Annotated in this window: 19 protein-coding genes and 2 tRNA genes; 5 read left to right on the forward strand and 16 right to left on the reverse strand. The window is 35.7% G+C overall.

Annotated elements, in window-relative coordinates:
• Positions 1–465: 465 nt before the first annotated feature.
• From FLA105534_RS00630 to rimP, 5 genes are all read right to left on the reverse strand, one after another.
• Complete coding sequence (locus FLA105534_RS00630; RefSeq protein WP_173964118.1) at positions 466–771, reverse strand: hypothetical protein; 306 nt, start codon at positions 769–771, stop codon at positions 466–468.
• 372 nt (positions 772–1,143) lie between these two features.
• Positions 1,144–1,653 (reverse strand): DUF4920 domain-containing protein, encoded by a 510-nt coding sequence (locus FLA105534_RS00635; protein ID WP_173964119.1) that lies wholly within the window; start codon positions 1,651–1,653, stop codon positions 1,144–1,146.
• 144 nt (positions 1,654–1,797) lie between these two features.
• On the reverse strand, positions 1,798–4,677 hold the full coding sequence (gene infB / locus FLA105534_RS00640) for a translation initiation factor IF-2 (RefSeq protein ID WP_173964120.1): 2,880 nt from the start codon (positions 4,675–4,677) through the stop codon (positions 1,798–1,800).
• 48 nt (positions 4,678–4,725) lie between these two features.
• Positions 4,726–5,973: a transcription termination factor NusA gene (gene nusA / locus FLA105534_RS00645; RefSeq protein WP_099710734.1), complete on the reverse strand. Its 1,248-nt coding sequence runs from the start codon at positions 5,971–5,973 to the stop codon at positions 4,726–4,728.
• 13 nt (positions 5,974–5,986) lie between these two features.
• Positions 5,987–6,451 carry a ribosome assembly cofactor RimP gene (gene rimP, locus FLA105534_RS00650; RefSeq protein WP_173964121.1) on the reverse strand — a complete coding sequence of 155 codons (465 nt, stop codon included), beginning with the start codon at positions 6,449–6,451 and terminating at the stop codon, positions 5,987–5,989.
• A gap of 173 nt (positions 6,452–6,624) precedes the next feature.
• Here rimP and FLA105534_RS00655 point away from each other — a divergent pair, with 173 nt between their 5' ends.
• On the forward strand, positions 6,625–7,449 hold the full coding sequence (locus FLA105534_RS00655) for a universal stress protein (protein WP_173964122.1): 825 nt from the start codon (positions 6,625–6,627) through the stop codon (positions 7,447–7,449).
• 87 nt (positions 7,450–7,536) lie between these two features.
• Here the strand turns inward: FLA105534_RS00655 and FLA105534_RS00660 are convergent.
• Together FLA105534_RS00660 and FLA105534_RS00665 are read right to left on the reverse strand one after the other, a co-directional pair.
• Positions 7,537–7,607 (reverse strand) — tRNA-Gln (locus tag FLA105534_RS00660).
• A gap of 308 nt (positions 7,608–7,915) precedes the next feature.
• Positions 7,916–7,986, reverse strand: a tRNA-Gln gene (locus tag FLA105534_RS00665).
• Positions 7,987–8,232: 246 nt separating this feature from the next.
• On the opposite strand from FLA105534_RS00665, the gene FLA105534_RS00670 reads away from it, so the two are divergent.
• Together FLA105534_RS00670 and FLA105534_RS00675 are read left to right on the forward strand one after the other, a co-directional pair.
• A complete protein-coding gene (locus FLA105534_RS00670) occupies positions 8,233–11,511 on the forward strand; it encodes a glycosyltransferase family 117 protein (RefSeq protein WP_173964123.1) in 3,279 nt (1,092 codons plus the stop codon).
• Between the two features lie 92 nt (positions 11,512–11,603).
• Positions 11,604–12,239 carry a polysaccharide deacetylase family protein gene (locus FLA105534_RS00675; protein WP_173964124.1) on the forward strand — a complete coding sequence of 212 codons (636 nt, stop codon included), beginning with the start codon at positions 11,604–11,606 and terminating at the stop codon, positions 12,237–12,239.
• A 24-nt stretch (positions 12,240–12,263) separates the two neighbouring features.
• On the opposite strand, the gene FLA105534_RS00680 is transcribed toward FLA105534_RS00675, so the two are convergent.
• The 8 genes from FLA105534_RS00680 to FLA105534_RS00715 form a co-directional block, all read right to left on the reverse strand.
• Positions 12,264–12,566 (reverse strand): thioredoxin family protein, encoded by a 303-nt coding sequence (locus FLA105534_RS00680; RefSeq protein WP_068844990.1) that lies wholly within the window; start codon positions 12,564–12,566, stop codon positions 12,264–12,266.
• Positions 12,567–12,640: 74 nt separating this feature from the next.
• Positions 12,641–13,876 (reverse strand): metallophosphoesterase, encoded by a 1,236-nt coding sequence (locus FLA105534_RS00685; protein WP_173964125.1) that lies wholly within the window; start codon positions 13,874–13,876, stop codon positions 12,641–12,643.
• A 177-nt stretch (positions 13,877–14,053) separates the two neighbouring features.
• A complete protein-coding gene (locus FLA105534_RS00690; protein WP_173964126.1) occupies positions 14,054–14,239 on the reverse strand; it encodes a hypothetical protein in 186 nt (61 codons plus the stop codon).
• Between the two features lie 106 nt (positions 14,240–14,345).
• A complete protein-coding gene (locus FLA105534_RS00695; RefSeq protein WP_246253132.1) occupies positions 14,346–15,683 on the reverse strand; it encodes a sensor histidine kinase in 1,338 nt (445 codons plus the stop codon).
• 12 nt (positions 15,684–15,695) lie between these two features.
• The gene (locus FLA105534_RS00700; protein WP_173964127.1) at positions 15,696–16,370 is read right to left on the reverse strand and encodes a response regulator transcription factor; all 675 of its coding nucleotides are present in this window, start codon (positions 16,368–16,370) and stop codon (positions 15,696–15,698) included.
• 190 nt (positions 16,371–16,560) lie between these two features.
• The gene (locus FLA105534_RS00705) at positions 16,561–16,752 is read right to left on the reverse strand and encodes a hypothetical protein (RefSeq protein ID WP_173964128.1); all 192 of its coding nucleotides are present in this window, start codon (positions 16,750–16,752) and stop codon (positions 16,561–16,563) included.
• Between the two features lie 44 nt (positions 16,753–16,796).
• Complete coding sequence (locus tag FLA105534_RS00710; protein ID WP_173964129.1) at positions 16,797–16,994, reverse strand: hypothetical protein; 198 nt, start codon at positions 16,992–16,994, stop codon at positions 16,797–16,799.
• 162 nt (positions 16,995–17,156) lie between these two features.
• Complete coding sequence (locus tag FLA105534_RS00715) at positions 17,157–18,692, reverse strand: DUF4394 domain-containing protein (RefSeq protein ID WP_173964130.1); 1,536 nt, start codon at positions 18,690–18,692, stop codon at positions 17,157–17,159.
• A gap of 183 nt (positions 18,693–18,875) precedes the next feature.
• Here FLA105534_RS00715 and polA point away from each other — a divergent pair, with 183 nt between their 5' ends.
• Together polA and FLA105534_RS00725 are read left to right on the forward strand one after the other, a co-directional pair.
• Positions 18,876–21,722, forward strand: a complete 2,847-nt coding sequence (polA, locus tag FLA105534_RS00720) for a DNA polymerase I (RefSeq protein ID WP_173964131.1) — start codon at positions 18,876–18,878, stop codon at positions 21,720–21,722.
• A 146-nt stretch (positions 21,723–21,868) separates the two neighbouring features.
• Positions 21,869–22,879 carry a hypothetical protein gene (locus FLA105534_RS00725; protein WP_246253134.1) on the forward strand — a complete coding sequence of 337 codons (1,011 nt, stop codon included), beginning with the start codon at positions 21,869–21,871 and terminating at the stop codon, positions 22,877–22,879.
• A gap of 36 nt (positions 22,880–22,915) precedes the next feature.
• Here the strand turns inward: FLA105534_RS00725 and FLA105534_RS00730 are convergent, their stop codons facing one another.
• A complete protein-coding gene (locus FLA105534_RS00730; protein WP_173964132.1) occupies positions 22,916–23,941 on the reverse strand; it encodes a LacI family DNA-binding transcriptional regulator in 1,026 nt (341 codons plus the stop codon).
• Between the last annotated feature and the right edge of the window lie 141 nt (positions 23,942–24,082).

Raw genomic sequence — 24,082 nt, forward strand, 5'->3', positions numbered from 1 at the left:
AAATTGCCTTTTTTTACACCCCTTATCCAACTTCAAAAACATCCGTTCTACAAGTTAATTAAGCCTCTTTGAAAGAAGTATTACCCCTAAGCTTTCCTTGTTTCTAAAGCCGGAATACTTCTTCCCTAGCCAACTCTAAATCGGTATTGAAAGATGCATTGGCACGAAGACAATCCAAAGTTGTCTTTCCCATTTCCTTGCCTTTCACAACATCTCTATACCAATATGCGTCACAAACCACCCGGCTTTCGCCAAAATCATGTCCACGTTCAACAATCTCCCCTTCTCTATCATGGAAAGATTTCACTGAACACCAAAGCCAATGCCCAGCCTACCGCAGCGTGTCCTGACGGAAAAAAAACAACTATTCACAAAACTTCTTCCTTTTAAGGAGTGCAGTTTTTTTTGTTTGTTCACCATAAAAGGCCGTTCGTGATTGTAAAAATTCTTTGTCGTATACGTCAACTACCCCTCATCTGTCATCACCCGACGCATAAGCACATACAACTTTGGCGTAAGCAGCTCATCGATATCAATTCCTAAAACAATCTCAAACAATCTGACCGCATGCGGAAAAGACAAAGCGGCATCACTAACCACCTGCAAAAAACGAATCTGATCTTTAGATTTTGATACTCTTCTGGCGCACTCCAAATCAAATTTGAAAGTATCATAAACTTGTTCAGGAGACGGAGTCAACAGCAACAAACTATTTGGTATTACTTCATCAGAAAGATAGCCGTGCAGCAAATCCAGCATCACCATTCTCATCTCCTCCACATTTGTAAACTTACACACATCTCTCCCGAACTTGAATCATCTACCCCAAAAACCGGTCATAATATGAAATAGTTTCAGTCTCATACAAAACATACAATCAATACAGATACATCCAATATTATAAAAAAAAAAAAAAACAATCCTACAAATAAATCAATTCCACCAAACAAAACCCTCATATATATTCTGTCTTTCTGTTTCATTTTATGAATACAAACACAATAACAACCAATCTCTAGAATTTCATCCTGACCACCTTCACCCTAATCTGTAATTTCCGTTTGAGATTTACCCAATAAAAAAGTCCCAACTTTCGTTGGGACTTTAAAATCTAAATATCGAATTATAAATCAAAAAGCCATATTAATTGACCACTTTAATTCCATCCGCCATAAATCGTATTTCTTCTTTTGGCTTGGTGATCGCATCTATTTCCGCTTTTGTTTTTTTGGCATCTTTAGCATAATGCTTCAACTCTTCGACAGAAGTAATTTTCTTCTCGGCAGTACCTTCCAGTACAATCCTCTTTCCTTTTAATGCTGTTGGCACAAAAAAAGCATAGTCTTTCATTTTTACAAAAAACGGAGAACCATCCTCTGTTTTCACAGTAACCCAGCAGCCTTTTTTTGGACACACATCGATTACCACTCCTTTTACCGAGATTTTTTCAGCTTTACGAGTCTTTTCTAATTCACTTTTTAACTTCTCGACCGTGATCGCTTTAGTTTCCGAAGCCATAGAAACATCGGCACCATAATAATCTCCTACTACGGCATTCCCCGCAGGTGGCGCACTCTTTTCAACTGCTTCCTGCGAAAAAGAGATTGTAGAAAAACTCAAAGAAAGAGCGACCGCATATATAAATTGTCTCATAATCAAATATTTTTAACCAAAAATAGCATTAAAATTGAAATAAACGAAATATTATTTAATTCAGAAATTTCATGCTTTCTTAAGAATATCTATATAAAAAAAGCCCCAACTCTCGTTGGGACTTTAGAATATAAGTATCAAATATTATTTCAATTTCTTTTTGATTGCTACTTCATGGTAAGCTTCAATAACATCTCTTTCTTCAATGTCATTGTAACCTTTAATTTGAATACCACAATCATATCCTTTAGAAACTTCTTTAACATCATCTTTGAAACGTTTCAATGCCACAAGTTCTCCTGTATGCACGACCACTCCTTCTCTGATAACTCTAATTTTAGAAGTTCTCATAATTTTACCATCCATCACCATACAACCAGCGATTGAACCTACTTTAGAAATTTTGAAAATCTCACGAATTTCAGCAGTTCCTAAAATTTCTTCTTTCATCTCAGGAGCTAACATTCCTTCCATTGCATCTTTCAAGTCATCGATTGCAGCGTAGATAATAGAGTAGTAACGGATATCGATTTCTTCTTTATCAGCAAGCTGTCTCGCATTTCCTGCAGGACGAACGTTAAATCCGATAATAATCGCATCTGAAGCAGAAGCCAACATAACGTCGGTTTCAGTAATTGCTCCAACACCTTTATGAATGATATTAATTTGAATTTCTTCTGTAGACAATTTAGAGAATGAATCTGATAATGCTTCAACAGATCCATCAACGTCTCCTTTAAGAATCACGTTCAATTCTTTAAATTGCCCAAGAGCAATACGACGTCCAATTTCATCAAGTGTAATATGACGTTGTGTACGTACTGATTGTTCACGCATTAATTGAGAACGCTTAGAAGCAATTTGTTTCGCTTCTTTTTCGTCTTCAAAAACATTAAACTTATCACCGGCAGTTGCAGCTCCATCAAGACCTAAAACAGATACCGGAGTCGAAGGTCCCGCTTCTTTAACAATATGTCCGCGTTCGTCATGCATAGCTTTAATCTTACCATGATGCTTACCAGCCAACATATAATCTCCAACTTTTAAAGTTCCGTGTTGAACTAAAATTGTAGAAACATACCCTTTTCCTTTATCTAAGAACGCCTCAACAACAGTTCCTTGAGCCGCTTTATTAGGGTTTGATTTTAAATCTAAAATCTCAGCCTCTAATAATACTTTTTCCAATAACTCCTTTACCCCTGTTCCTACTTTTGCAGAAATATCATGAGATTGAATTTTTCCACCCCAGTCTTCAACAAGTAAATTCATGCTAGCCAAACGCTCTTTGATTTTCTCAACGTTCGCATTTGGTTTATCAATTTTATTGATTGCAAATATAATTGGCACTCCCGCAGCTTGTGCGTGAGAAATCGCTTCTTTTGTTTGTGGCATGATATCATCATCTGCCGCAACTACTATAATAGCAATATCGGTAACTTGAGCTCCACGTGCACGCATCGCAGTAAACGCCTCGTGACCCGGTGTATCTAAAAATGCAATTTTTTGACCATTATCTAAAGTTACTCCGTATGCTCCAATGTGCTGTGTAATACCTCCAGACTCTCCGGCAATAACATTTTCTTTACGGATATAATCCAGCAAAGATGTTTTACCGTGATCGACGTGACCCATTACAGTAACGATTGGCGCTCTAACTACCAAGTCTTCTTCTTTATCTTCAACTACCTCAATAGCTTCTTCGATATCAACCGTGATAAACTCTACTTCATAACCAAACTCATCAGCTACAATTGTTAAAGTTTCAGCATCTAAACGTTGGTTCATGGTAACCATAATACCAAGAGACATACAAGTTCCAATTACTTTAGTAATCGGCACATCCATCATGATTGCAATTTCACCTACAGTAACAAACTCGGTAACTTTAATCGTTTTACTTCCTTCGTCAAGTGCTCTTTGCTCATCATCAGATTTCTGACGGTGCGTTTCTCTCTTATCTCTTCTGTATTTAGCCGCTTTAGATTTTCCTCCTTTACCCTGAAGTTTTTCAAGAGTTTCTCTAATTTGGTTTTTTACTTCCTCTTCAGTAGGCTCAACTTTTGCTACAATCGCAGGACGGTTTCCTTTTACAAAACCAGGTCTTGCACTTCTGTTAGCATTAAAACCTCCACCACCAGTATTTGGTGTAATTTTATTAGGATTTGGAGTTCCTGGCGCATTACCTGTTGCAGGTTTTGGTGCACCCGGAGTTCCCGGTTTAGGAGCGATTCTTTTACGCTTATTTTTATTAGCGTTATTTCCGGCTCCCGGAGCTCCTGGTTTATTAGGAGTAATCTTAGGATCTTCTTTCTTCTTTTTAGGCTTGTTAAATTGAGACAAGTCAATTGTTTGCCCGGTAAGAGTAGTTCCAGATAATTTTTGATATTGTGTTGTAATGGTTTCCTCGGCAGTCGTAGGATCAGTTGAAACAACAGGTTCCTGCGCTACTTTTGGAGCCTCTACTTTTACTTCTTTTTTCTCTGTAATAATAGGTTTTTCTACCTTTTTCTCTTCAGAAACTACCGGAGCAACTACAGGCTCTGGCTGTACGATTTCTTTTTGAACAGGTTTTTCTGGCTGAGTTGGAGTAACAACTACTTTTGGTTCTTCAGCTTTCACTGGTTCCTCAACAGGAGTAGAAACAACTGCAGGTTTCTTAGGGTTTAAATCAATTTTACCTACTTGAACAGGTCCTGTTACAACTGCTCTCGCTTTTATAACTTCCTGTTGTTTTTGGCGCTCCTCGTCTTGTCTGCGTTTGTCCTCAATTTCTTTCTCACGTTCAACACGTAATGCTTCTTTCTCTTTTCTCTTCTCTTCTCCTACCTCTTTAGAAGCTTCCTTATTCCCCTTATCGCCCGCAAATTGGCTTTGTAGGATATTAAATTCGCTGTCAGAAATTTTTGCATTTGGATTTGCATCAATAGCAATTCCCTTATCTTTTAGATAATCAACAGCTCTTTCTAACGAAATATTTAATTCCCTTAAAACCTTGTTTATTCTTATTACTCTCTCTTCAGACATATAACCTTTTTATTATTACCTTTTTCGTTGTGTTGTTAGAGCAGATAACTAGCTATCAAACTCTTCTTTTAGTATTTTCATAACATCAAGAATTGTTTCCTCTTCTAAATCTGTTCTTCTTACTAAATCTTCTACTTCTTGCTTTAAGATACTTCTAGCTGTATCTAAACCAATTTTTGCAAATTCTTCGATAACCCAGCCTTCAATTTCATCTGAAAACTCAGTTAATTCAACGTCATCGTCTTCGCCACTAGCAACATCACCTTCTCTGATAACATCTAACTCGTAACCCGTTAACTGACCTGCTAATTTTATATTGTGACCTCCTCTACCAATTGCTTTAGAAACCTCTTCTAACTTCAAGAAAACTTCAGCTCTTTTATTTTCTTCATCAATTTTGATAGACGAAACTTTAGCAGGACTCAAGGCTCTTGTAATAAACAATTGAATATTGTTTGTATAGTTAATTACATCAATGTTTTCGTTTCCTAACTCACGAACGATTCCGTGAATACGAGATCCTTTCATACCCACACAAGCTCCAACCGGATCAATTCTGTCATCATAAGAATCTACCGCTACTTTTGCTTTTTCACCCGGAATACGGACTACATTTTTCACTGTAATCAAACCGTCGAATACTTCAGGAATTTCCTGCTCAAACAATTTCTCCAAAAACTTCTCAGAAGTTCTAGACATGATAATTTGAGGTTTGTTACCTTTTAATTCAACACTTTCAATGATTCCACGAACATTATCTCCTTTACGAAAAAAGTCAGATGGAATTTGTTTTTCTTTTGGAAGCACAATTTCATTTCCTTCATCATCGACCAAAATTACAACTCTTGGACGTACGTGGTGCACTTCGGCAGTATAAATATCACCGATAATATCTTTAAATTGCTTGTAAAGATTCGTATTATCGTGTTCGTGAATTTTAGATATTAAGTTTTGACGCAAAGCCAAAATAGCTCTTCTTCCTAAATCAATCAATTTTACCTCTTCAGAAACCTCTTCACCGATTTCAAAATCAGCTTCAATCATTCTTGCTTCAGTTAAAGTAATCTCTTCGTTTTCAAAATCCAGATCTTCATCAGCAACAATTACTCTCCTTCTCCAGATCTCCATATCTCCTTTATCAGGATTTATAATGATGTCGAAGTTATCATCAGAACCGTATTTTTTCTTCAATGCATTTCTAAACACGTCCTCTAAAATTGCCATAAGCGTTACACGATCAATAAGTTTATTATCTTTAAACTCTGAGAATGAATCGATTAATGCTAAATTTTCCATGCGAATTCTTTAATTAAAATGTTACTGTAACAATTGCCTCTTTAATTTCTGTATAAGGTATTTGCTGCTCTTTTTGAACTGTTTCTTTTCCTTTTCCTACTTTTTTCGGTTCTCTTGCTTTCCAAGACAAAATTATAAAAACATCGTTAGCTTCCACCAATTCTGCCTCAATTTTTTCAGTATTTGTAGTAACAATCAACGTTCTACCAATATTTTTGATGTATTGTCTTGTCATTTTCAAAGGTGACCCTACTCCAACAGAGGCTACTTCAAGCGAAAAATCCTGCTCTTCACGATCCAGATTATTCTCGACCGCACGACTTACGTCGATACAATCTTGTAGCGCCACTCCATTATCACCATCTAAACCAACACTAATCTTAAAAGAGTCTGACACAACCAGATCAATCAAAAAGATCGATGGCTTCTCCAGAAGAGCTTCTGTAATTAATCCGTTTACTTTTTCTTTAAATGTCATAATTTTATAAAAAGAGGGGACACTTAGTCCCCTCATTATTTAGATTTTAATAAATAACGGTGCAAATATAGTGTTTTTTTTATAAATCAAAATAAATAGATTGCCCTAAAAATATTTCTTATCTTTATAAATGCATTAAAACAACCAATTTTAACTATTCAAGCCCCAACACTATGAAACGAATCCTGGTTCCGACCGATTTCTCCGAACATGCAGAAGACGCTTTAAAAGTCGCTTCTCAGATTGCAAAGAAAAACAATTCCGAAATAATCATCTTACACATGCTCGAATTACCAAGCCAAATGAACGATGCAATTTTAGGCGGCACAAGTATTCCCGAAACCATGCTTTTTATGAAAAAAGCCAACGAAATGCTTGATCAGATCTCTTCAAGACCTTATCTGGAGGGGATTCAGATTACAGAAATCGTAAAAATAGACAAACCCATCCACGGCATTACCCAAATAGGCAAAGAATACGAAATCGATTTGATTATAATGGGATCACACGGATCATCCGGCATCGAAGAACTCTTAATTGGCTCAAATACTGAAAAAGTAGTTCGAAACTCCGAAATCCCAGTCCTTGTAATCAAAAAAAACGATACTAATTTTAGAGCTTCCGACATTGTTTTTGCTTCAGATTTCTCATCAGAAACCAAAATACCTTTTGAAAAATTCCTAAAATTCACTAAAGTTTTTGACTCAAAAATACACTTGGTAACCATTTGCACCCCCAACAGCTTTAAACCAACTCACGAAGTTCAGCAAACAATAGATACTTTTGTAACCGAATTCAACCTAACCAATTATACCGCTCAAATCTATAATGACACCAATATCGAAAAAGGAATTATTAACTTTTCCAACAGCATTAATGCCGACATCATCGGAATGTGCACACATGGAAGAACCGGTTTTGCACACTTTTTCAACGGAAGCATTAGCGAAGGATTAGTAAATCACGCGATCAGACCAGTTCTTACTTTCAAAATCTAAAAGAATCCATCTGTCAAATTTTCAACCTGGCACTTCCAGAAAAACTAAAGCATAAAAAAAAGCCTCTCGAACGAGAGGCTTTTTATGTTGGTCTACTAGGACTCGAACCTAGAAAGACTGCACCAAAAACAGTTGTGTTACCATTACACCATAGACCAGCAGTGCGATTAAGCGAGTGCAAAATTAAAACTTTTTTTAGTTTACGCAAACTTTTTTCAACAAAAAAATCAATCTTTAAAAATTAGTGCATCACACCACCCCCCTTTTTTCCGCTCTCCAGCTTTCCTTTTCACCTCAAAAACCAACACAAAACTCATGAAATCAATCTTTTATACAAAACAACAAGAAACCCAGATTTATTCTTATCCAGCCTGCTTATTTTTTTATAAACCCCAACTTCGAATCATCTTAAAACAGACCGAAACATCAAGGCATAAAAAAAGCCTCTCAAATGAGAGGCTTTATGTTGGTCTACTAGGACTCGAACCTAGAAAGACTGCACCAAAAACAGTTGTGTTACCATTACACCATAGACCAGTAAAAGCGGTTAAGCGAGTGCAAATTTAAAGCTTTTTTTAGTTCGCACAAGTTTTTTGAAGAAAAAAAATCATTTTTTGTTGTTTTTTTTTCTTCAAAATCCATAACATTTACACAAGTATTTCACAAACAACACCTTACTTCAATCAAATACTTTTACAGATTTTTTTGTTAATGCTCGTTTCTTTAAACAAAAAAACATTTTCTTTGTACGATAGAAAAATTACAAAATTTTAACACCTAAATATGGCACAATTCAATTTCAATAAATGGAATACTATTGTTGGTTGGTTTGCATTCGCAATCGCTTTAATTACCTATACCTTAACCGTTGAACCTACTATGAGTTTTTGGGATTGCGGAGAGTATATCGCCACCGCAGCTAAACTGGAAGTAGGCCACCCACCCGGAGCTCCTTTATTTCAAATGATGGGTGCTTTTTTCGCGATGTTCGCGACAGACGCACAACATGTCGCCTTAATGGTTAATATGATGTCGGTTTTCTCAAGTGCGTTTACAATCCTATTTCTATTTTGGTCTTCTTCTATGATTTTGAAAAAAATTGTAGGACGTTTTGCCGAAATCGACCAAAACAATTCAATTGTTATTTTAGGAAGTTCATTTGTTGGAGCACTTGCCTATACTTTTTCTGACAGTTTCTGGTTTAATGCCGTTGAAGCCGAAGTTTACGCCATGGCCTCCTTATTAATTGCCTTGCTTTTCTGGCTTGGTCTACGTTGGGAGCAGGATATGGATCAGCCAAAGGGAAACAGATGGCTATTAATCATCTCTCTTGTTATCGGACTTTCGTTTGGAGTTCACTTTATGGCTTTATTAACCATTCCTTCCATTGGATTCCTTTATTACTTCAAACATTACGAAAAAGTTACGATCAAAAATTTCCTTATTGCCAATGTTGTGGTAATTGGTGTTTTACTTTTTATCTTCAAATTGCTTTTACCTTTAACTATGGAAGCCTTTGCAGATACTGAAGTTTTTATGGTAAATAGCTTTGGACTACCTTTTAACTCAGGAACTATTTTTGTAACACTGATTCTAATCGCTTTCTTCTATTTTGGATTAAAATTCACCAAACAAAAAGGATTGATTTTTTACAATACTGTCATTCTTTGTATTCTATTTATATTTATTGGATTCTCTACCTGGATAATGCTTCCTGTTCGCGCTAACGCCAACACTGTAATTAACGAAAATAAACCTTCTGATGCTGCTGAAGTATTAGCTTATTACAATCGTGAACAGTATGGAGTAAATCCGCTGTTTTACGGCCCTCAGTATACCGAAGTTTTTGCTGGTCTTGATGCAAAAAATCCTTATTCAGACAAAGCACCTAACTACGAAAGAGATTACAAAACCGGTAAATACATCATTACCAATAATTACAAAAACGCTCAACAAAATTCGGACGACAATCAAAAAACGATTCTGCCTAGAATGTGGAGTACCGAAACAGGACATATTCAAAACTATATCAATTTTACAAATCCTCCTCAATTCAGAATTAACCCAAATTATGACTACGAACAGGATTTAGGAAAATACGGAATCGATGCCAGCCAGTTAAGCGAAGAGGAATACAACAAAGCTACGGCTCAATTACGTAATGAAGTTGAAAAAACAGTTTCGGAATTCAGAAAAGCCTACGCTCAAAAACAAATTGACAACGAAGGTTATGTAAAATTCTTAAAAAGCTATGGCGATTATCTAATCATCGAGAAACCAACTGCTGTAGACAATTTTAGCTTCATGTTCGAATACCAATTCGGATATATGTACTGGAGATATTTGATGTGGAATTTCGTTGGACGTCAGAGTGATGTTCAAGGAAAATACGATAATATTGACGGGAATTGGATTAGCGGAATCAAAGTTCTTGACTCTTTACACTTAGGTTCTCAGGACAATCTACCCTCGGATGTGGTAAACAATAAAGGAAGAAATGTTTATTATTTCCTGCCTTTTATCCTGGGACTTATTGGATTAATGTACCATGCCAATAAAGATTTAAAGAGCTTCTACGTTCTTTTAGCTTTATTTTTATTTACGGGAATTGCTTTAAAAATATACTTAAACGAAAGGCCTTTTGAACCTCGCGAGAGAGATTATGCATTAGTCGGATCTTTTTATGTGTTTGCCATCTGGATTGGATTTGGCGTTTATTCGCTTTATGAAAGCATCCAGAAATACATTGCACCCAAAATTGCCGGCCCGGTTATTATTGCCACAAGTTTACTGGCTGCACCTATTTTAATGGCTTCTCAAAACTGGGACGACCATGATAGATCAGGAAGATATACTGCTGTTGCAATGGCAAAAGCTTATTTATACTCCTGCGATAAAGACGCTATTTTATTTACCATTGGAGACAATGACACCTTCCCACTGTGGTACGCTCAGGAAATCGAGCACATTAGAACAGACGTTAAAATCGTAAATACCAGCCTGTTCATGACCGATTGGTATATCGACCAAATGAAAGCAAAAGCATACGAGTCTGACCCGTTGCCAATCTCTTTTACACACGATCAGTATGTGGGTGACAAATTGGATTATGTAGCGCATATCCCAAAAATTGATACCCGCTGGAATATCAAGGACTTTATTGATTTTATTAAAAACCCGAAATCAACTGTAGGTTTACAAAACGGACAAACAATCCATTTTTATCCTACAAACAAAATCAGAGTTCCTATAGACAAAAATGTCATTATCAAAAACAAAGTCGTTAATCCAAAATACAACGATTCTATAGTTTCTTATATGGATATTGACATCAAAGGAAGCGCATTATACAAAAATCGTTTAATGATGTTAGACATTTTGGCTAACAACAATTGGAAAAGACCAATTTATTTTAGCGGAGGTGCTTTTGACGATGAAGATTATTTGTGGCTAAAAGATTACTTACAACTGGATGGAATGGTTTACAAATTAGTTCCTATTAAAAATGTACCTTCAAAAGATGGAGGACCAATGGATATGGGACAGATGGATACTGACAAAACTTATAATATTGTAATGAAATGGGACTGGGGTAACAGTAATGGTAACATTTATCACGATCCTGAAACCAGAAGAAACAGCATCACGTACCGTACTAATTTATCCCGTTTGATGGATCAGCTTATTACTGAAGGCAAAATAGATAAAGCTAAAAAAGTGATCGAACTGGCAATGACAAAAATGCCAGTAGACAAATTTGGCTATTATTCATTAGTAGAACCTTTTGCAGGCGGATATTACAAAGTAGGAGAAACTGCTAAAGCACATGATTTGCTTAACAAACTGGTTCAAAAATACAAGGAAGAACTAAACTATTATGCGACTCTGACTCCTAATGACCAAACCGACTTAGCAATTGACATTATTACTGACATCGAACGCTACAGAAGCTTATTACAAGTGATGAAAGAAAACAACGATCTTGCTTTCTACGAAAAACATAAGGTAACATTTAATACCTATGTAAATGTTTTCGAACGCTTTGGAAGAGAAAAAGAATAAGTTACGAAAAATATAGCAATTAAAAAAATGCAGCGCCTCTTGATTAGTAGCGCTGCATTTTCTAATTTTACATATCTGTAAACCACTACAAAATGAGCTTTTATTGGGTAAAAACAAATTCATTCATTAAAAAGGTGTTTTCTAAATATTGTTGGGACATTCCAAACAACGAAAAGAAAATATACCTCACCTTTGATGATGGTCCAACTCCGGAGATTACAGACTGGGTTTTATCCGAATTAAAAAAATTCGACGCAAAAGCCACTTTTTTCTGCATCGGAAAAAACATAAAAGCCAACCTCTCCCTGTTCGAAAAATTAATCACAGAAGGACATTCCATCGGTAACCACACCATGAACCACGTTAACGGCTGGAAAAGCCAAACCGATGATTATATTCAAAATGTACAGCATTGTGCTGCCGTTCTGGAAAAGGAGAAAACGTGCAATCTTATCTTTCGCCCGCCTTACGGAAAAATCAAAAAAGCGCAATCTAAAATCTTACGAAAGTTAGGGTATAAAATTATCATGTGGGACGTTTTAAGCGCCGATTTCGATCAGAGTATCACCCCTGAGAAATGTCTTGAAAACGTAACTAAAAATGTAAAGTCAGGAAGTGTAATTGTATTCCATGATAGTATAAAAGCATCACCAAATCTAAAATTTGCCCTGCCTAAAACGTTACACTTTTTAAAAGAAAATGGGTATACATTTGATATTATTCACTAAATAATATCGCTAAGAAGTAATATTCTATAAATTAAATTGTTCCTGGACAATTCCTATAATCGTATTCGCATCAAGTTCTCCGGATTGCCTCCAGATCATTTGCCCTTCTTTATAAATCATTAAAGTAGGAAGCCCCTTAATACGTAGTGCTTCTGCTAATTCCTGATTTTTATCCACATCAATTTTGATCACCTTGGCTTTATCGCCAAGTGCAGCCGCAACATCCTTAATTACAGGATGCATCGATACAGATGATTCGTTCCAATCGGTGTAAAAATCAATCAACACTGGAACTTGAGCATTTATAAGTTCTCCAAATTTTGACATAAAACCAAAAATTTAATTCTTTTTTAATCTTTTAAAAAGAGATAATTATATACAAATGTAGCATTTTTAACGAATTAAGCCACATTGTTCCCTTTTTTTAGTTCAATCACGGTTATTTCGGGCATAATACCTACACGCCCCGGATAAGCATGAAAACCAAATCCACGATTCACATAAACGTATCGGCCTGCATTTTCATACAGTCCTGCCCATTGCTTATAGATATACTGTGCCAGGCTCCATTTAAAATAACCCGGAATTTCTATCCCAAATTGCATGCCATGTGTATGTCCTGACAGTGTTAAATGAAACTTTTTCGGATGATTTTTAATTTCGTACTCCCAATGCGTCGGATCATGACTCATCACCACTTTAAAATCGTCCTGAGTAACATTCTCAGAGGCTTTGTTTAAATCTCCTGCCTTTTTAAAATTCTGCCCCCAGTTTTCCACCCCAATCAATGCAATTTTGTCATCGCCTTTTTGAATGTATCGGTGTTCGTTTAATAAAAGGTCGAATCCGATCTGACCGTAAAGATTCTTAATTTCTTCGAAGTTCTCGTCTTTTTCTTTTTCAGAAGGCCAGGTTACATATTCACCATAATCATGGTTTCCTAAAACTGAAAATTTACCATATTTATAATTCTTTATTCTTTTAAAGGTTTCCAGCCAGGGATGCATTTCTTTAGCATGTGTGTTGACAATATCACCGGTAAATAAAATTAAATCGGCTTCCTGAGCATTAATCAGGTCAATTGCATAATTGATCTTATCCGGATTGTCAAAACTTCCACTATGAACATCGGATATCTGAGTAATTTTAAACCCATCAAAAGCATCCGGAAGATCCGGAAAAAAGATCGTTTGCTTAATTACTTTAAAATTATATTTCCCTTCAAAAATTCCATAAATTAAAGAAAGAAAAGGAACTGCTGCCAGTCCCAAACCAATCTGACTAATAAATTTTCGCCTTGACGGAATAGCCTCTGAACCACTTGAATTGTAGACAAAATAATTTACTATTCCTGCTCCTAATCTGAAAATATCTTCGCCAAACATGATTAGTGTAAGCACAATTTTTGGCACATAAACCAACAGCATCAAACCGGTCGTAAACATAAACTGTCTCGTTTGTCCAACGGAGCGGTCAACCTGTGAAAAAGAATACATGATAAAAATTAAAAGCAGTAAACTTATAATTTGATACCCCACCAACACCCATCTTAATTTGATCAAAGTGCGAAAGGCCTGATACGAATAGAACTCAATAAATAGAAGAAGAGCGCAAAGAATTAGAAACTTAAGGATCATTATTTATAGTTTTCAACAAAGTAACAAAGAATGAAAATTGTATAGCTTTTTATTATCAAAAATTTAACGCTGGTAATAACAAAAAGCTGACAGATTACTCTACCAGCTTTTTTTCTACCAAATTTTTTAAAACCTTTTATAATCCACAACAGGTCTACCACAGTAAACTATGTTGTTTTATTTTTGAGCTTTTGCTGCTTCGGGTTTAGCTGCCGCTTCTTTTTTCGCTTTTTTATCCGCTTTTTTGTCTTTTTTAGGCGCTTTTGCTTCTTTTACAGGGGCTGATTTCGCTGGGGTTGTTTGCGCGCTTACCATTGCAGTTGTTCCTAAAACAGCTACTGCTAACATTACTAATTTTCTCATGATTTTAGTTTTTATAATTATTAATATCTTCATTTATTATACTTCAAAGATATTATCGGAAAATGAAGATTAAATGAAGATTGAGCTCCTCTGAAAAAATTAACGTTTAATTATGTTTTACCGTTTCCGGAAACAACAATGCAAAGGTTGTTCCTTTATTTATTTCAGAAGTAACTTTAATTTCGACATGATGAAAAGAAGCAATACTTTCTGCAATAGCAAGCCCTAAACCCTGGCCCTCCTGATCTGAACTGATTCTGGCAAACCTGTTGAATATATGCTGTATTTGAGAATCACTCATCCCAACACCGGAATCTGCTATCGAAATAAAATAATTATGGTTCTGAAAACCATCCGTAATGGTAATACTGCCTTGAGATTTATTGTATTTTATAGCATTGGTAACCAAGTTATAAATAAGAATGTGAAATAGCGTTTTATTTCCTGTAAAGACATAGTGATGCTGCATTGTATTCAGAAACTGAATTTCTCTGTCCTCAATTCGATCTTGCAAGTCCTCCTGCAGATCATTAACAATCTCATGAAAATTTATATACTCGTTTGCTTCATACTGATTGTTCTCTATTCTGGAAATCAACAATAAGTTATTGATGATTTTTTTTAGCATGTCTAATGTTCTCAGCGATCCTGCAATTTTATCGAATGCGTTATCATCTAAGGATTCATTTTGTAATAAGTTCTCAAACTTACTTTTAAGCAGCGCAATTGGCGTTAGAAGTTCGTGGGAAACATTCGAAATAAACTGTTTCTCTTTTTTAAAAAGTTCCGCAATACGGTCCATCATTTGATTTAAAACAAAATCAAGTTCCCTGAAATCCCGCGATCTGGCTTTTATAGGGGTATGATCAAAAGCCTCAGGTTCATTGACCCGCCTTATTTTAGTGTCAATAATTTTATAAAAAGGCTTCAGTAAATATTCAATATAAAAAGTATCAGCCAAAAAAGTAATGAGCAATATCACCACAAAAACTATTATGATAAAAAAGCGAATGATAAAAGTAAGGTCTTTTACTTCCCCAAGACTGCTTCCAATTTCGAGCTGGTAATCCTGATTTCCATAAGTAAAATGATACTGCAAAATTCGATACTCATTCTCTTCTCCTTCGATAATCCGGTAGTCATTACTAAAAACCGGTTTTTTCTGATCGGGTTTCAGAGAAGACTTAGAAAGCACCAAAAACTCACTGTGAAGGGTTGAAAACTGAGAGTATGTTTCGGTCGAATCGTCTGAATCCTTCGTAAAGTCATCAATCTCATTTTGATTTAGATGTTCAATAAACTTCTGCTTCTTTTCGAGTAAGCCGTTATTGATATGTCTGTACACCACATTTTCTACCAAAATGGGCAGCATAAGCCATAGAATCAAAATAACCAACAGCCTTGTCAGCGCATTAAAAATAGCCAATTGATGTTTTATTTTCACAGTCCTTACTATTTATTCGTTTATACGATATCCTACGTTTCTCACCGTTTCAAACCAGTCAATTTCTGTATGTTTGTCCAACTTTTTTCGAAGATTCCGAACATGAACATCAATAAAATTAGAATCGGAATTGACCTCCAGAATGTCTCCCCAAATATGTTCTGTCAATTGCAATCTGGTAATCACTCTGTTTTTATTGAGAACCAAATATTGAAAAATATCAAACTCCTTCTTGGTGAGATTAATGGGCGTTTCATCATAACTCACTTTATAATCCTGAAGCTGTAGTAAAAAACCATGAATGCTTAAACTATTCAGAGTAAAACCATGCATCCTTCGAATGACCGCAAACAATCGCGCACTAAGCTCTGTGAGAGCAAAAGGTTTTGTCAAATAATCATCAGCACCTAAATGCAAACCGTTTATTCTGTCATCGAGTTCACCACGTGCCGTAAGTACAATAACTGCCATTTTCGACCTGGTTTTCCGAACTGTTTTCAGCACTTCAAACCCATCTCCGTCAGGCAAGCCAAGATCCAGGAGCATAGCATCATAGTCATTGCTGTTTACTTCTTCCAAAGCATCACTACAATTGTGAACAATTCTACATATATAACCCGCATTACACAGAAAATCATAAACCTCCGCAGCAAGTTCTTTATTATCTTCAACAATCAAAACATTCATAATACAGCATTTAAGTGCAACTAAATTTAAGCAATTATAAAAAGCATCGTTGCGCATTATTAAAAAAATTAACGAATAAAAAAAGCCAGTAAATTTCTTTACCAGCTCTCTTCAACCTCATTCTCCATAATCATTACTTCTGTTTTGCCTCGTTTACAATTCTTCGTAAGCAAAACGAAAACAATTTTTACTACTTCATTTTAGTTGTTTCTGCTTTTGGAGCTTCGCTTTTTTGTGATTTCATTTTTTTATCAGCTCTGTTTTTATGGTGCTTAGTTGCTTTTACTTCTTTCACAGGAGCTGTCTTTGCCGGAGCTGTTTGTGCGCTAACCATTACACTTGTTCCTAAAACTGCCACGAGTAACATCATTAGATTTTTCATAACTTTTGATTTAAATTGTTATTTTGTTTTACACTTTTATTGTCTTATTTTTTCTCTTTTGGAGCTTCTGCTTTTGGCGTTGCAGTTTTTGCTGCTTTCGCTTTTTTATCCATTTTATGTTTAGGGTGTTTTGTCGCTTTTACTTCTTTAGCCGGAATCGGTTTAATACCTTTAGCCGGAAATGCACTTACCATAACACTTGTTCCTAAAACTGCCACTAACAACATCAATAAATTTCTCATGATTTCTAAAATTTTATATTAATACCTTTTATTTTACAGATCAAATTTACCCCTGCAATATGAAGACAAAATGAAGAAACCTTGCCCATTTATAATTTTAACTTTATTTTATAAAAAAACGACGGAAATACTCCCGTCGCTTCTTCTTTATAGATGTTGTTTTTAGAAACCTAATCCCAGAGTCATAGCCGTAACAGTTGGTGTAAAGCCAATCGTTTTGCTTGCTGCACCAGATGTTAAGTTAATTTTATATATAGACTGTACACCACTAACAGTTAATATTGCGAACGCCTCATTACTGGTCCCTCCTATATCGAACCCGTTCATTCCTGTTGCCATTACTCCCAAACTACCCACCAACACCAAGGTTCCGTTATTTGGGGGATTTTGAAGATAGAGATTATTCGTTCCTGAATCAATAACAAACAACTGTGTCGTTGATGCCTGTGCAAAATTATTAGTATAAGCAGCAGCCGTAACCGATGGTGTCCCCGGATTAAGAAGAACATCAGTAGCCGCAACTACTCCCGTATCCGGATGCAGTCGAAGATTTTGCCCGGTATTACTCACCACACGTATTCTATCGACGGTTGGATTAAAATCAAATCCAAAATTCTGACCAGATAACGATGGCGATAATCCAGTCCCAACCGCAGTAGTCTGACCATTTGAAATATTAATCGTTAACAGTCTGCTTTGATTTGTTAATGCATAAAGAGCTCCGTTTGCGGGTCTGAAATCCAGACCAACTACCTGCTCACTTGTAGCCATCCCGGTTAAAGCAACAGAATTTGAAGTTCCCGTTACCGGGTTCAACCTGTACAAAATATTGGTCTCTGTGGTTGCATAAGCGATTGGTTTTGTCTTAAATGCTATTTCAATAATTTGTTGGGAAAAAACTCCAACCCAACCTGCTTCGCCAATCATTAAATCAATCGTATACAATCTGGATTCATTGTTTTTAGTATTGACTGCTAATGCCAAATTCGTATCAGCCTCAATATCAAAACCTCCTATTCCCGAAAAATCAACTTTTAAACTTCCAATTTCCTGAATTTTTCCATCATTTGGAGGATTCTGCAGGTACACTTTGTCGGTAACATAATCAATATCGAATAATTGAGTTGTAGTACTACCTGAGAAACTATTGGTATAGGCAACGGCTCCAATCTGAGCATTAGCGACACCATTTATACTTCCGTCTGTCGCTACTACAGTTCCTAATTCAGGATGCAGCCTGAGATTCTTGCCGTTATTAGACACCAAACGTATCCTGTCGACTGTCGGGTTAAAATCGATAGCAGAAGATGTCCCTTCAATCAAAGGCGTGAAAGGTCCGGCTCCAAGTGGTGTCGCCAACCCTGAATTTTCATTTATAACGTACAATCTGCTGGTAGAACCCAAACCATAAAGCTGTCCCGTTGAAGGTCTGTAATCAATACTTATAATATTTTCTCCCGATTGCAATCCCGTTATAGCGTAAGAACGAACAGGAGTCTTTAAATCTCTGGCTTTAAAATAAAAAATCTTATTGTCATTTGTCAGCGCTGTAAAGTCTACAGGAGGAGCAATACCAGGTGTTGGTACCGGTTCAGGTTGCGGAACCGGAGTTCTATCGTCATCATTAGAACAGGCTCCAAAAAATGACATTAATCCCATTACGAAAATGGATTTCGACATACGTATATTTTCTCTCATAACACATTGTTTTTTATTTACTTACGACAAAATATTCCTTCTGGTTTGATTCTTTTTTAAACTTCACAGAAAAAAATTAAATCCTTCCTGCTATAATCAGGAAAAACAAATAACAAATTAATTTGTGTCCTAATATTATATCGATATTTGTAACTTTGAAAATTGAATTGATAAACTGAACATATGTCGTCACAAAAACGCCTTTTTTTACTTGATGCTTACGCTTTAATATTTCGCGGCTACTACGCCTTCATAAAAAACCCAAGGATCAACTCCAAAGGAATGGATACATCAGCGATCATGGGATTCATGAATTCGCTTTTAGATGTTATCAAACGTGAAAAACCGGATCATTTGGCTGTAGCTTTTGATAAAGGCGGAAGCCAATTGCGAAACGAATTATTCCCTGAATACAAGGCTAATCGCGATGTGACGCCTGAAGCCATTAAAATTGCTGTTCCTTATATCTGCGAATTGTTAAAAGCCATGCACATTCCGATTATTGAAGTGTCAGGTTTTGAAGCCGACGATTTAATTGGAACGATTGCCAAACAAGCCGAGAAAGAAAATTATAAAGTTTTTATGGTAACTCCGGATAAGGATTTTGCGCAATTGGTTTCGGAGAACATCTTTATGTACAAACCTGCCCGCATGGGAAATGGAATTGAAATTTGGGGAGTTCCTGAAGTCTTGGCAAAATTCGAAATCGAGCGTCCGGAACAAGTCATCGACTTTCTTGGAATGATGGGTGATGCCGCCGATAATATTCCGGGACTTCCGGGAGTTGGCGAAGTAACCGCCAAAAAACTCCTAAAAGAATTTGGAACGATGGAAAACCTATTAGCCAATACAGATAAGCTAAAAGGAAAAATGAAAGAGAATATCGAGGCCAATAAAGAAAAAGGATTGTTGTCTAAAAAATTGGCAACCATTTTATTAGACTGCCCAGTAACCTTTAACGAAGACGACTACGAGTTAGTTCGACCTGATATTGAAAAAACCGATGCTATTTTTCAGGAGCTTGAGTTCAGACGAATGGCAGAGCAATTTGACAATTTGTTTAAAACAGGCGACGGGAACGAATCAGCGGCTTCAGCTCCGGTTTCTGATGCCAAATTATATAAAAAACCACAACCTAAAAACGAAGATCAGTTTGATCTTTTTGGAGGTGGTTCTACCGAAGAAAATGCCGAAGCAACCAGAACTTCTTTTTACAATACTTTAGAAAACACACCTCACTCCTATCAGGCCATTCAGGGAGATCTTGGTATAAAACTGCTTTTGCAAAACCTGCAAAACCAGACTTCTGTTTGTTTTGACACCGAAACTACAGGTTTAGATGCTTTGCATGCCGAGTTGGTAGGTATCGCTTTCTCTTACGAAAAAGGAAAAGCTTTTTATGTGCCGTTTCCGGAAAATCAGGAAGAAGCTCAGACTTTAATTGAAAAATTCAGACCTTTCTTTGAGAACGAAAATATCGAAAAAATAGGCCAAAATTTAAAATACGATTTGAAAATCCTTTCCAATTATGATATTACCGTAAAAGGAAAGCTTTTTGATACCATGATTGCGCACTATCTAATCAATCCGGATATGCGTCATAATATGGATATTTTATCAGAAACCTATTTGAAATATGCCCCAAAACCAATTGAAGAATTGATTGGAAAAAAGGGAAAAAATCAAATTACAATGCGTGATGTGTCTCTTGAAGACATCAAGGAATATGCTGCCGAAGATGCTGATATCACTTTACAGTTAAAAGAAATTTTTACTACAGAATTAGACAAAACCGAGACTAAAAAACTGTTTGATGAAATTGAAATACCATTAGTAAGCGTTTTAGCTGCTATGGAGACAGAAGGAATTCGTCTGGATGTCGAATTTTTAAACGCAATGTCTAAAGAAATGGATGTTGAAATCAAATCTTTAGAACAAAAAATATACGAAACTGCAGGAGAGAAATTCAATTTAGCTTCTCCTAAACAGTTAGGTGATATTTTATTTGATAAACTTAAAATTGGAGGAGCCAAACAAAAGAAAACAAAAACCGGACAATATGCAACCGGCGAAGAGGTTTTGACTTATTTGGCCAACGACAATCCAATTGTAAAACAAATTCTGGACTGGCGTCAGATGGTGAAATTGCAAAGTACTTATATACTGGCTTTACCGGAACAAGTAGACAAAAAAACATTACGCGTTCATACCGATTATATGCAGACCGTTGCTGCTACAGGACGCTTGAGTTCTAACAATCCAAACTTACAAAACATTCCGATTCGTACCGAAAGAGGACGTCAGATTCGTAAAGCTTTTGTAGCACGCGATGAAAACTATACTTTAATCTCTGCCGATTATTCGCAGATAGAATTAAGAATTATTGCCGCTTTGAGTGGTGAAGAAAATATGATTGCCGCTTTTAAAAACGGAGAAGACATTCACAAAGCAACTGCTGCCAAAGTTTTTGATGTGCCTTTGGATGAAGTTTCCCGCGAACAAAGAAGCAACGCCAAAACCGTTAACTTCGGAATTATTTATGGTGTTTCTGCCTTTGGATTGAGTAATCAGACTTCTTTATCCCGCAGCGAAAGTGCTGCATTGATTGAGGCGTATTATAAAACCTACCCAAGACTGAAATCTTATATTTCTGAACAAATTGAATTTGCGCGTGAAAAAGGATATGTACAAACCATCTTAGGCCGTCGTCGTTATTTAAAAGACATTAACTCAGCGAATGCCGTAGTTAGAAGTGCCGCCGAACGAAATGCCGTAAATGCACCTATCCAGGGAAGCGCTGCCGATGTGATCAAAATTGCCATGATCAACATTCATAAAAAACTAAAAGAAGAAAACTGGAAATCTAAAATGCTGCTTCAGGTGCATGATGAGCTTGTGTTTGATGTTCACAATGATGAACTCGAAAAAATTCAGCCTATGATCAAACACGAAATGGAAAATGCCTTTACGATGGCAGTTCCTTTAGAAGTTGAACTCGGAATGGGTAAAGATTGGTTGGCCGCACATTAATAATTTTAGATTTCAGAGTGTTGATTTTAGATTTCAGTATTTTTATAAAAAAATATGCTTTGCTATTTTTTGTCCTTTATACTATGATTGCTTTTAGTCAAGAGACTTACTATTTGGAAGGAACTTTGGCTAAAAGCAAAATCTATATGAAAATTGACGTTTATAAAAACGACAAAGAGACGAGCTTAAATGCTGTTTACTTTTATCAAAATTCATTAAAAGACATTAAACTGGAAGGAAACTTAAAAGACAATCTTTTTACTTTCTATTTTAAGCCAAACAATGCAATAACTGAAAAATTTTATCTGAAAAAGCTAGCTAACAATAATTTTGAAGGATCCTGGTACAATGCCAAAGGGATACAATTTCCGGTAAAAATTCAACCTATAAATTTTTCAGGCTACAAAGCGAATCTCGACAAATATTATGCTGATGATAAACTAAATTATGTAAAGTATAAATTTTTAGAGTTCAAGAAACAGAAAACTACCACTTATAACAATAAGGAATTTGTATGGTATTCTGAAAAACACTGTGATTCGGAATTTTTCAGGGTAGGAAATAACTTTTCAGAAAAAAACAAGTCAATCCTAAATCCAATTCTCGAAAAAATCCACATTCAGAACACTTTAGATCAGCTCAATTGTTCTTCGTCTTTTGAATATAGTGAAGGAAAAGGAATAGAAGGAAGTACTACCGTAACTTTTTTAAATTCGAATTTACTGGGATTTCAAATTTCAAACTCTTATTATTGCGGTGGTGCTCATCCAGACTGGGGAAGCAGAGGCTATCTGATTGATTTAAACAATGGAAAGGATTACGGAATTGACGACATACTGGCTTTTGACAAAAGCGTTACAACAGAAGAACAAAGCAATTTTTCGAATTTTTCTAAATATCGCTCTGATTTTTTCGCTCCGAAATTATTAAGCACAATTACTTCAGAATATCATTTTGAAAAACCAAAAGACGATAGTGATCCCTGCGATTATACCAATGAAGAATATTGGGATTTCCCTTCCTGGAATTACACCCAAAAAGGCATTGAATTTACCCCGATTTTTGCAAGAGTTGACAGGGCTTGCGAAGAATCTTTTTTAGTCCCTTTTGAGAAATTAAAAAAATACAAAAATCCTAAATTTCCTTATACCTTATAAAAAAACCATCAGCTGCGGCTGATGGTTTTCTGTTTATTAAACTTTTCTTGTAGATTCTCGTTCTTTCAATTTTGTTTTGATCACGATTGTTTCATAGTCTGATGTTTCACCTTCCGGCTCTTCTAATCTTTGAATCAATCTTTTAGCAGCGACCTCTCCAATCTCAATTCCGTGCTGACTTACTGTTGTTAAACTTGGCGACAAACGTCTTGAAGCTAAAATTCCATCAGCAAAACCTATAATTGAAATATCTTCAGGAACCTTATATCCTTTTTTCAGACTTACACGTAAAGCGGCCACCGAATCATTCTCGTCCAAAGCAAAAATAGCATCAATTTTATGCTCAAAAATGGCATCAATTTTGGCTTTCATATCTTCTTCAGAGTCGGTACGAAGAATGATATTCTCGTTTATCTGAATATTATTATCTTTTAATGCTTTTAAGTAACCATCAGCTCTTAATTTTCCAACGCTTAAATTGTCTACTGACGAAATCAGAGCAATATTTCTGCATCCTAAATCAATTAAATGCTGTGTTGAGTTTAAAGCAGAATCAAAATCGTCTACCACCACTTTATCACATTCTACTCCATCAGCAATTCTATCAAACATCACAATAGGAGTTCCATCGCTGATAATATCCGAAAAATGACCATACTCTTCTAATTTTTGCGCTTCTTCAGATACTGATAATATAAATCCGTCAATAGTTCCGTTGCTTAACATTTCAAGCGTATGAACTTCTTTTTCCAAAGATTCATTCGAAATACAAGTGATTACATTATATCCTTTTTTATCTGCTACTTTTTCGATACCACTAAAAACCTTTGCGAAAAAGGAGTTCAATATATTAGGTATAATTACTCCTATTGTTTTGGTTTTACGATTCTTTAAATTCAAACCAATAACATTTGGTTTATAATTTTTGAGTTTGGCATACTCTTTAATCTTCACCTTTGTTTGCTCACTAATCTCCGGGCTATCATTCAATGCCTTAGAAACAGTCGATACAGAAACACCTAGTTCCTTCGCAATTTGTTTTAGAGTTGCTTTAGCTTTCATTTAAAAATAAATTTTATGTAATTAATACAAATATAGTAGAATTACCTAAAATAAAACAAAAAACACGTTATCCTATTTAAAATTTCAACGTGTTTTTTAAATAAAATTAAAATAAGCTTCTTTTCTAAAACCGCAAGTCCT

Source organism: Flavobacterium collinsii (assembly GCF_902804485.1).
Taxonomy (GTDB): domain Bacteria; phylum Bacteroidota; class Bacteroidia; order Flavobacteriales; family Flavobacteriaceae; genus Flavobacterium; species Flavobacterium collinsii.